Origin of the sequence: Pseudomonas multiresinivorans (assembly GCF_012971725.1) — a bacterium.
Taxonomy (GTDB): domain Bacteria; phylum Pseudomonadota; class Gammaproteobacteria; order Pseudomonadales; family Pseudomonadaceae; genus Pseudomonas; species Pseudomonas multiresinivorans.
Window position 1 is genome coordinate 6,507,424 of the sequence record NZ_CP048833.1, and the last position, 10,169, is coordinate 6,517,592.

Below are 10,169 nucleotides of genomic sequence, written 5' to 3' on the forward strand. Positions count from 1 at the left end.
AAAAAAGGGAGAGCCGGCACACCGGCTTCCGGTTAATCGGCAGTGACCATTGGGGCGGATCAGGGCAGTCGCCAGGTTCCGTTGGAGTTCTGGGGGATTCTCGCCGGTAACACTGGCAGCCCGACCGCACCCGCACAGACCGATCCGGCGCCGGCTCCATGCATCGAGCGAGGAGACGTCATGAGCATTTTCAGTCACTTCCAGGAACGCTTCGAAGCGACCCGTCAAGAGGAGTACTCCCTCCAGGAGTACCTGGACATCTGCAAGCAAGACAAGATCGCCTATGCCACCGCCGCCGAGCGGATGCTGATGGCCATCGGCGAGCCTGAACTACTCGACACGTCCGTCGATTCCCGCCTGTCGCGAATCTTCTCCAACAAGGTAATCCGCCGTTATCCGGCCTTTGCCGACTTCCATGGCATGGAAGAGTGCATCGACCAGATCGTCTCCTTCTTCCGCCACGCCGCACAGGGCCTGGAAGAAAAGAAACAGATCCTTTACCTCCTGGGACCGGTCGGTGGCGGTAAATCCTCCCTCGCCGAAAAGCTCAAGCAACTGATGGAGCACGTGCCCTTCTATGCGATCAAGGGCTCGCCGGTGTTCGAATCGCCCCTGGGGCTGTTCAATCCGGATGAGGACGGCGCCATCCTCGAGGAGGACTACGGCATCCCGCGCCGTTACCTGCGCTCGCTGATGTCACCCTGGGCGACCAAACGCCTCAACGAATTCGGCGGCGACATCAGTCAGTTCCGTGTGGTCAAGCTGCACCCCTCGATCCTCAACCAGATCGCCATCGCCAAGACCGAACCCGGGGATGAAAACAACCAGGACATCTCCGCGCTGGTCGGCAAGGTGGATATCCGCAAGCTGGAAGAATTCCCGCAGAACGACGCCGACGCCTACAGCTACTCGGGCGCGCTGTGCCGGGCCAACCAGGGCCTGATGGAGTTCGTCGAGATGTTCAAGGCGCCGATCAAGGTCCTGCACCCCTTGCTCACCGCGACCCAGGAAGGTAACTACAACAGCACCGAAGGCCTCGGTTCCCTGCCCTACAGCGGCATCATCCTCGCCCACTCCAACGAATCGGAATGGCACAGCTTCCGCAACAACAAGAACAACGAGGCGTTCATCGACCGGATCTACATCGTCAAGGTGCCGTACTGCCTGCGCGTCTCCGACGAGATCAAGATCTACGACAAGCTGCTGATCAACAGCTCCCTGGCGCACGCCCACTGCGCGCCGGACACCCTGAAGATGCTTTCGCAGTTCTCCGTGCTGTCGCGCCTGAAGGAGCCGGAAAACTCCAACATCTACTCGAAGATGCGCGTCTACGACGGCGAGAACCTCAAGGACACCGACCCCAAGGCCAAGTCGATCCAGGAATACCGCGACACGGCGGGCGTCGACGAAGGCATGGCCGGGCTTTCCACCCGTTTCGCCTTCAAGATACTTTCCAAGGTGTTCAACTTCGACCCGCATGAAGTGGCCGCCAACCCGGTGCACCTGCTCTACGTGCTGGAACAGCAGATCGAGCAGGAACAATTCCCACCGGAAACCCGCGAACGCTACCTGCGCTTCCTGAAGGAATACCTGGCGCCGCGCTATGTCGAGTTCATCGGCAAGGAAATCCAGACTGCGTACCTGGAGTCCTACAGCGAGTACGGTCAGAACATCTTCGACCGCTACGTGCTGTACGCCGACTTCTGGATCCAGGACCAGGAATACCGCGACCCGGAAACCGGCGAGATCCTCAACCGCGCCGCCCTCAACGAGGAGCTCGAGAAGATCGAGAAGCCGGCTGGCATCAGCAATCCGAAGGACTTCCGCAACGAGATCGTCAACTTCGTCCTGCGCGCCCGCGCCGGCAACAACGGCAAGAACCCCAGCTGGCTGTCGTACGAGAAGCTGCGCGTAGTGATCGAGAAGAAAATGTTCTCCAACACCGAGGACCTGCTGCCGGTCATCAGCTTCAACGCCAAGGCGAGCAAGGAGGATCAGCAGAAGCACAACGACTTCGTCAAACGCATGGTCGAGCGCGGCTACACCGAGAAGCAGGTGCGCCTGCTGTCGGAATGGTATCTGCGGGTTCGCAAGTCGCAGTAGTCTGCCATCGGCGCGGCGGGATTCCCCGCCGCGCCGGTCGCCGTCGCATTCGGACCTGTCCGAGGCGGTCGTTCCGCTTCGCAGCAGGCCCTGAGGAGCATTCATGAGCTACGTCATCGACCGGCGTCTGAACGGCAAGAACAAGAGCACGGTGAACCGCCAGCGCTTCCTGCGGCGTTACCGCGAACACATCAAGAAGGCCGTCGAGGAGGCTGTCAGCCGCCGCTCCATCACCGATATGGAACATGGCGAGCAGATCAGCATTCCCGGCCGCGATATCGACGAACCGGTCCTCCACCACGGCCGCGGCGGCAAGCAGACCGTCGTTCACCCCGGCAACAAGGAATTCACCACCGGCGAACACATTCCCCGTCCTCAGGGCGGCGGCGGTGGGCGCGGCGCCGGCAAGGCCAGCAACCAGGGTGAGGGGATGGACGAATTCGTCTTCCAGATCACCCAGGAAGAGTTCCTCGACTTCATGTTCGAGGACCTGGAACTGCCCAACCTGATCAAGCGGCATCTCACCGGCAGCGATACCTTCAAGACCGTGCGCGCCGGCATCAGCAACGAGGGCAACCCCTCGCGCATCAATATCGTCCGCACGCTGCGCTCGGCCCACGCCCGGCGCATCGCCCTCTCCGGTTCCACCCGCGGCAAGCTGCGGGCCGCGGTGGCGGAACTGGATCGCCTCAAGCGCGAAGAGCCGGACAACCTAGGCGATATCCAGGAGCTGGAGCAGAAGATCGCCGGCATGCGCGCACGCATCGACAAGGTGCCGTTCCTGGATACCTTCGACCTCAAGTACAACCTGTTGGTGAAGCAGCCCAACCCGACCTCCAAGGCCGTGATGTTCTGCCTGATGGACGTCTCGGGCTCCATGACCCAGGCCACCAAGGACATCGCCAAGCGCTTCTTCATCCTGCTCTACCTGTTCCTCAAGCGGAACTACGAGAAGATCGAAGTGGTGTTCATCCGCCACCACACCAGCGCCCGCGAAGTGGACGAGGAAGAGTTCTTCTATTCCCGCGAGACTGGCGGCACCATCGTTTCCAGCGCGCTGAAGCTGATGCAGGAAGTCATGGCCGAGCGCTATCCCACCAACGAATGGAACATCTACGCCGCCCAGGCCTCGGACGGCGATAACTGGAACGACGACTCGCCGGTCTGCCGCGACATCCTGATGAAGCAGATCATGCCGTTCGTCCAGTACTACACCTACGTCGAGATCACCCCGCGCGAACACCAGGCGCTGTGGTTCGAGTACGAGAAGATCCGCGACACCTTCGAGGACAGCTTCGCCCAGCAGCAGATCGTCTCCGCCTCGGACATCTACCCGGTGTTCCGCGAGCTGTTCCAGAGGAGGCTCGTCGCATGAGCAAGCGCCAGCCGATCGCCACCGGCTCGGAGTGGACCTTCGAGCTGATCCAGCAGTACGACCGCGAGATCAGTCGTCTCGCCGAACGTTATGCGCTGGACACCTACCCCAACCAGATTGAGGTCATCACCGCCGAGCAGATGATGGATGCCTACGCCTCCGTCGGCATGCCCATCGGTTACAACCACTGGTCCTACGGCAAGCACTTCCTCAGCACGGAAAAGAACTACAAGCGCGGTCAGATGGGCCTGGCCTACGAGATCGTGATCAACTCCGACCCGTGCATCGCCTACCTGATGGAGGAGAACACCCAGTGCATGCAGGCGCTGGTGATCGCCCACGCCTGCTACGGGCACAACAGCTTCTTCAAGGGCAACTACCTGTTCCGCACCTGGACCGACGCCACCTCGATCATCGACTACCTGGTGTTCGCCAAGTCCTACATCAACAAGTGCGAGGAGCGTTACGGCATCGACGCCGTGGAAGACCTGCTGGACTCCTGCCACACCCTGATGAACTACGGCGTGGACCGCTACAAGCGGCCCTACCCGATCTCCGCCGAGGAAGAGAAGCAGCGCCAGAAGGAGCGCGAGGAGCAGATCCAGCGCCAGGTCAACGACCTCTGGCGGACCATTCCCAAGGCCACCGGCAAGGACAAGGAACAGGGTCTGGCCCGCTATCCCAGCGAGCCGCAGGAAAACATCCTCTACTTCATCGAGAAGAACGCCCCGCTGCTGGAACCCTGGCAGCGCGAAATCGTGCGCATCGTGCGCAAGGTGGCGCAGTACTTCTACCCGCAGCGCCAGACCCAGGTGATGAACGAGGGCTGGGCGACCTTCTGGCACTACACCCTGATCAACGACCTCTACGACGAAGGGCTGGTCAGCGACGGCTTCATGATGGAGTTCCTCCAGTACCACACCAGCGTGGTCTACCAGCCCGGCTTCGACAGCCCCTACTACAGCGGCATCAACCCCTACGCGCTGGGCTTCGCCATGTACCGCGACATCCGCCGCATCTGCGAACACCCCACCGAGGAAGACAAGCGCTGGTTCCCGGACATCGCCGGCAGCGACTGGCTGGCCACCATCAAGTTCGCCATGAAGAGCTTCAAGGACGAGAGTTTCATCCTGCAGTTCCTCTCGCCCAAGGTGATTCGCGAGTTCAAGCTGTTCAGCATTCTTGACGACGACCAGAAGGACGACATGCTGGTCGACGCCATTCACGACGACGACGGCTATCGCAAGATCCGCGAAACCCTGGCTGCGCAGTACAACCTCGGCAATCGTGAACCGAACATCCAGATCTGGGATGTCGACCGCCGCGGTGACCGCTCGCTGACCCTGCGCCACCAGCAGCACGACCGCAAACCGCTGGGCGAATCCACCGACGACGTGCTCAAGCACCTGCACCGCCTGTGGGGCTTCGATATCCACCTGGAAACCCTGCAGGGCGAGAACATCGTCAACACCTTCCACATGCCCCCAAAGGGTGAACGCGACAGCGAGGAGGGTTACCCCCGGCTCGACCTGATCATCCCACCCATTTGATCGGTTGACCGGGGCAGCAGGCGTGACAAGCATGGCGGCAACCCCGCTGGAGACCGCCATGCGTCTGTTCGCCATTCTCCTGCTCTGCCTCGCTGTCGCGACCTGCAGCAACCCCGTCCCCCACGCCCAGGTCGCGTATGCCGCCGATGCGCGCCTGGCCGGGCTGCGCGACTTCCAGCTGATGCCGCCGGAAAACGCCGTCGACGCCCTGCCCTACCGCAGCCGTTATCCCCTGATCAACGCCCAGGTGCGCCAGGGCCTGATCGAGCGCGGCTACCGCGAAAGCGCTACCCCACAGCTCCGCGTCTACTACTGGCTGGCGCTGCAGGACGCACCGCTGGAATTCAAGGTCGATACACCTCCGCCCAATCCGCTGGGCCCCTATCTCGCCATTCATCGTCTGCGCGACGAGACCGGCACCCTGCGCCTGCGCCTGACCGATGCGCAGGAACGGACCCTGTGGGAAGGCACCGTCAGCACCGGCCTCAGCCCCGCCCACGCCAGCGCGACACTCCTGCAGGATGCCATCGGCGCCCTCGTCCAACAGATTCCCGCCGCCACGCCGTAACGCCGCACCGCGTAGGAACGGACTTCGTCCGCGATGATATCCGGCGCGATGCGGACCTATCGCGGACAGAGTCCGCTCCTACGAGCACGGCCAACACCCCGCCACGCTTGCCCCACCCGCCACAAACCCCGAAGCTATCCCCCAGAACAGGAGACAGCTTCATGCAGATCTACAAGGTGGGCGGCGCCGTGCGCGACCGCCTGCTCGGCATCCCCTTCAGCGACACCGACTGGGTGGTGGTCGGCGCCAGCGCCGACGAGATGCTCGCCCAGGGCTACCGCCCGGTGGGCGCCGACTTCCCGGTGTTCCTCCACCCGAAATCCGGCGAGGAATACGCCCTCGCCCGCACCGAACGCAAAAGCGGGCGCGGCTACGGTGGTTTCACCTTCTACGCCAGCCCCGAGGTCACCCTCGAAGACGATCTGATTCGCCGCGACCTGACCATCAACGCCATGGCCGAAGATGACCACGGCAACGTCGTCGACCCGTACCACGGCCAGGAAGACCTTGCAGCCCGCCTGCTTCGCCACGTCTCCCCGGCCTTCGCCGAAGACCCGCTGCGCGTGCTGCGCGTCGCCCGCTTTGCTGCGCGCTACGCCCCCCTGGGTTTCAGCGTGGCGCCGGAAACCCTGGCACTGATGCGGGAACTGTCGGAATCCGGAGAGCTGGAAGCACTGACTGCCGAACGCAGCTGGAAGGAAATCTCCCGTGCCCTGATGGAATCGCGCCCGGACGTGTTCATCCAGGTCCTGCGCGACTGCGGCGCCCTCGCCGTGCTGATGCCGGAAGTGGACGGCCTGTTCGGCGTGCCGCAACCGCCGCAGCATCATCCGGAAGTGGACACCGGCGAACACGTGCTGGCCGTGCTGCGTGAGTGCGCTAAACATGACCAGCCGCTCAGCGTGCGCTGGGCCTGCCTGGTGCACGACGTCGGCAAGGGCGAAACCCGCGAGGAAGACTGGCCCAAACACCACGCCCACGAACATCTGGGCCTGCCGCTGATCGACGCGATCAATACGCGCTTCAAGGTCCCACGGGACTGCCAGGAGCTGGCGCGACTGGTCGGCGAGTACCACACCCACTGCCACCGTGCGCTGGAGCTGCGGCCGAATACCATCCTCGAGCTGCTGCAGTCCTTCGACGTGTATCGCCGGCCGCAACGCTTCGAGGAGTTTCTCGCCGCCAGCGAGATGGACGCCCGCGGCCGCCATGGGCTGGAAGATCGCGACTACCCGCAGGCGGAATACTTGCGCGGCGCAGCGCAAGCCGCACGCGCGGTCGCAGTGCAGCCGCTGCTGGAGAAGGGATACAAGGGGGCGGAGCTGGGCGAAGCGCTCAAGCGCGAGCGTCTGAACGCCCTGAAGGCCTACAAGGAAAACCACGTCACCTGAAACGGCGGAATGCTCTTTCTTGTAGGAGCGAGCTTGCTCGCGAACCCGCCCAGCGCTGGCGTCACCGGATACATCGTTCGCGAGCAAGCTCGCTCCTACAGAAAAGCCATTACGGCGCCGGGTGCGCCCCGATCAGCGCCGCCGGCGTCAGCTCAGCGCCCCGCCACTGGAAGGGAACCGGCCAAAGCTTCTGGGCGATCTGCGCGTCCGACCAGAGCTCAGCGAACGAACGCTGAGCCCCCGGATGCTTCACCTCGGGAGCCAGCAACGCCAACGGCCAGAGCACGAAGGCGTTCTTCAGCACTTCCGCACGCGGCAGCGTCAGGCCATCGAACTCGCCATGCAGATCGCCGTACAGCAATACGTCGATATCCAGCGGCAGGCCCTTGCGCTCCGGCGCATAGCGGCCGTTGTCCGCCTCGATGTGCTTGAGCCGCAGGCTCAACTCCGCCAGCGGCAGGTCGGTGCGCGCCACAATCACGAAGTTGTAGAAGGGACCGCTGCGGATACCCACCGGCTCACTCTCGAACACCGGCGAACAGCGGATATCCTCGAGGAACTCGTCCAGCGCCTCCAGCCCCGCGAGCAGGTGCTGCTCCCGGTCGAAGTTGCTGCCCAGCCCGAGGTAGACCGTCGTCAGCGGCATCCGCGTTCGATCTCCACACCCACGCCGATAGCGGCGGCAACGGCGCCAGGCTTGGTGACCTTCAGGCGCAGCCACTGGATACCGAATTCGGTCATCAACAACTCGGCGAGGCGCTCGGCGAAGGTCTCCACCAGTTGGAAGTGCGCGTCACGGGCGAAGGCCATGACCCGCTCGGAGAGCACGGCGTAGTCCAGGGCCTTGGCGATATCGTCGTCGGCCGCCGCCGGGCGGTTGTCCCAGCCCAGCGTCAGGTCCAGGCGCAGGCACTGCCGGATGCCCCGTTCCCAGTCGTAGACGCCGATCACGGTGTCCACTTCCAGCCCCTCGATGAAAACTCTGTCCACTGACTGCATGCTCCAAGGCGACACGACAAGCGGCCGGCGCCCCGTTAGAATCGGAAACGACCTCGTCTCCGGTGGAAACCATGTTCTGGTTCTTGGCGATCCTCGCCTACCTGCTCGGATCACTGTCCTTCGCGGTACTCCTCAGTCGCCTGTTCGGCACTGCCGACCCGCGCGCCAGCGGCTCGGGCAACCCCGGCGCCACCAACATGCTGCGCCTGGCCGGCAAGAAGATCGCCATCCTCACCCTGCTCGGCGATCTCGCCAAGGGGCTGCTGCCCGTCCTCATCGCCCGCCTGCTCGGCCTGTCCGACATGCAGCAGGCCTGGGTCGGGCTGGCGGCGGTGATCGGTCACCTCTACCCGCTGTACTTCAACTTCCGCGGCGGCAAGGGCGTCGCCACCGCCGCCGGCATGCTGCTGGCGCTTTACCCGCCAGCTGCCCTGCTCGCGGCAGTCGCCTGGCTGGTGACTTTCAAGCTGTCGCGTACCAGCTCGCTCGCTTCCCTGGTCGCCACGCCGCTGACGCTGCCGCTGCTGGCCTGGCAGGAGCCGTCGGCGCTGCTGCCGATGACCGCGCTCACCGGCCTGATTGTCTGGCGTCACCGTAGCAACCTGCGCGATCTCATCGCCGGACGCGAGCGTCACTTCTAGAGCCGCGAGCTTCCCGGCCCGCGTACCGCGCTGCAAGCGAAAAAACGGCCCATGCCGCTCAGAGCATGCGCCGCGTCGTTTGCAGCTTCATTATTCAGATCGCTGGCAGCGACTCCATTGGCCAACGCGCGTGGACGCCGATCGATGGGCCATCCTGCTGCCCCGCCACCAGCCGCTGGCAGCCAGCATAGGCGATCATCGCGCCGTTATCGGTGCAGAAGCGCGGGCGAGCGTAGAACACCTGGCCCTTCATTTCGCCGAGCATCTTTTCCAGATGCTGACGCAGCGCCTGGTTGGCGCTGACACCGCCGGCGATGACCAGGCTTTTCAGGTGAGTCTGCTTGAGCGCGCGCTTGCACTTGATGGTCAGGGTCTCGACCACCGCAGTCTGGAACGCCAGGGCGATATCGCAGCGGGTCTGTTCGCTGTCATCACCTTCAGCGACGCAGCGCTGCCAGGTGTTCAGCGCAAAGGTCTTGAGGCCGCTGAAGCTGAAATCCAGTCCCGGACGATCGGTCATCGGCCTTGGGAAAACAAAGCGACCCGCGGTGCCGCGCTCGGCCAGACGGGCGATCTCCGGACCACCGGGATAGGCCAGGCCGAGCAGCTTGGCAGTCTTGTCGAAGGCCTCGCCGGCAGCGTCGTCCACCGACTCGCCGAGTACCTGGTAACGGCCAATGCCATCCACCCGAACCAATTGGGTGTGGCCGCCAGATACCAGCAACGCGACGAACGGAAACTTCGGCGGCTGTTCTTCCAGCATGGGAGCCAGAAGGTGGCCTTCCATATGGTGCACGCCGACGGCCGGTATGCCCCAGGCGAACGCCATGGCCTGGGCGCAGGAAGCGCCTACCAGCAGCGCGCCCACCAGGCCCGGGCCGGCGGTGTAGGCAATGGCGTTGATGTCTTCGGCGGTGCGGCCGGACTCGTCCAGTACCTGGCGAATCAGCGGCAGCATGCGCTTGACGTGATCACGGGACGCCAGCTCGGGAACCACGCCGCCGTATACGCGATGCAGGTCGATCTGGCTGAACAGCGCGTCGGCCAGCAGGCCCTTTTCGCTGTCGTACAGGGCGACGCCGGTCTCGTCGCAGGAGGTTTCCAACCCCAGCACTAGCATGGGTTTGAGCCTTTTCTCTGGGCAAAATTGAAGCCGCGCATCATAATCGCCGGCTGGGCTTCGGACCAGTGCTTTTCGATCGGAGGCTTTGCATTCCTCCTTCCGAACGTTTAATATCCGCAACCCTTGAAAACCGCCGACTCCGAACAACCGTCAGGAGCGCGATAAATCCTCCGGTAATCATTGAAGGTACGACCTGGATGCCCGCCGTCAAAGTTAAAGAGAACGAACCCTTCGACGTAGCTCTGCGTCGTTTCAAGCGCTCCTGCGAAAAAGCAGGCGTACTGGCCGAAGTCCGTAGCCGTGAGTTCTACGAAAAGCCGACCGCCGAGCGTAAGCGCAAGGCCGCTGCCGCTGTTAAGCGTCACGCCAAGAAAGTGCAGCGCGAACAGCGCCGCCGCGAGCGCCTGTACTGAGTTACA

The 10,169-nt window shown here is 63.5% G+C and carries 10 protein-coding genes; 7 read left to right on the forward strand and 3 right to left on the reverse strand.

From position 1 onward, the window contains the following. Positions 1–180: 180 nt before the first annotated feature. The 5 genes from G4G71_RS29840 to G4G71_RS29860 all read left to right on the forward strand — a co-directional run bounded on the left by G4G71_RS29840 (position 181) and on the right by G4G71_RS29860 (position 6,987). Positions 181–2,103 (forward strand): PrkA family serine protein kinase, encoded by a 1,923-nt coding sequence (locus G4G71_RS29840; RefSeq protein ID WP_169942427.1) that lies wholly within the window; start codon positions 181–183, stop codon positions 2,101–2,103. 103 nt (positions 2,104–2,206) lie between these two features. Beyond that, the gene (locus tag G4G71_RS29845; protein WP_054908024.1) at positions 2,207–3,478 is read left to right on the forward strand and encodes a YeaH/YhbH family protein; all 1,272 of its coding nucleotides are present in this window, start codon (positions 2,207–2,209) and stop codon (positions 3,476–3,478) included. Next, positions 3,475–5,028: a SpoVR family protein gene (locus tag G4G71_RS29850; protein WP_169942429.1), complete on the forward strand. Its 1,554-nt coding sequence runs from the start codon at positions 3,475–3,477 to the stop codon at positions 5,026–5,028. The genes G4G71_RS29845 and G4G71_RS29850 overlap by 4 nt, the downstream gene beginning before the upstream one ends. A 58-nt stretch (positions 5,029–5,086) precedes the next feature. After that, a complete protein-coding gene (locus G4G71_RS29855) occupies positions 5,087–5,596 on the forward strand; it encodes a DUF4136 domain-containing protein (RefSeq protein WP_169942431.1) in 510 nt (169 codons plus the stop codon). Positions 5,597–5,757: 161 nt separating this feature from the next. Further along, positions 5,758–6,987, forward strand: coding sequence for a multifunctional CCA addition/repair protein (locus G4G71_RS29860; RefSeq protein WP_169942433.1), 1,230 nt, complete (start codon positions 5,758–5,760; stop codon positions 6,985–6,987). Between the two features lie 109 nt (positions 6,988–7,096). Here the strand turns inward: G4G71_RS29860 and folK are convergent, their stop codons facing one another. Both folK and folB read right to left on the reverse strand, forming a co-directional pair. Further along, entirely contained in the window at positions 7,097–7,633 is a 537-nt protein-coding gene (folK, locus tag G4G71_RS29865; protein ID WP_169942435.1) for a 2-amino-4-hydroxy-6-hydroxymethyldihydropteridine diphosphokinase, read from the reverse strand. Then, on the reverse strand, positions 7,624–7,977 hold the full coding sequence (gene folB, locus G4G71_RS29870; protein WP_169942437.1) for a dihydroneopterin aldolase: 354 nt from the start codon (positions 7,975–7,977) through the stop codon (positions 7,624–7,626). The genes folK and folB overlap by 10 nt, the downstream gene beginning before the upstream one ends. An 80-nt stretch (positions 7,978–8,057) precedes the next feature. Here folB and plsY point away from each other — a divergent pair, with 80 nt between their 5' ends. Continuing rightward, on the forward strand, positions 8,058–8,627 hold the full coding sequence (plsY, locus tag G4G71_RS29875) for a glycerol-3-phosphate 1-O-acyltransferase PlsY (RefSeq protein WP_169942439.1): 570 nt from the start codon (positions 8,058–8,060) through the stop codon (positions 8,625–8,627). 94 nt (positions 8,628–8,721) lie between these two features. Here the strand turns inward: plsY and tsaD are convergent, their stop codons facing one another. Next, positions 8,722–9,747, reverse strand: coding sequence for a tRNA (adenosine(37)-N6)-threonylcarbamoyltransferase complex transferase subunit TsaD (gene tsaD / locus G4G71_RS29880; RefSeq protein WP_169942441.1), 1,026 nt, complete (start codon positions 9,745–9,747; stop codon positions 8,722–8,724). A 200-nt stretch (positions 9,748–9,947) separates the two neighbouring features. Between tsaD and rpsU the strand changes: the two genes are divergently transcribed. Continuing rightward, positions 9,948–10,163 carry a 30S ribosomal protein S21 gene (rpsU, locus tag G4G71_RS29885; RefSeq protein WP_003085057.1) on the forward strand — a complete coding sequence of 72 codons (216 nt, stop codon included), beginning with the start codon at positions 9,948–9,950 and terminating at the stop codon, positions 10,161–10,163. The last annotated feature ends 6 nt before the right edge of the window (positions 10,164–10,169 follow it).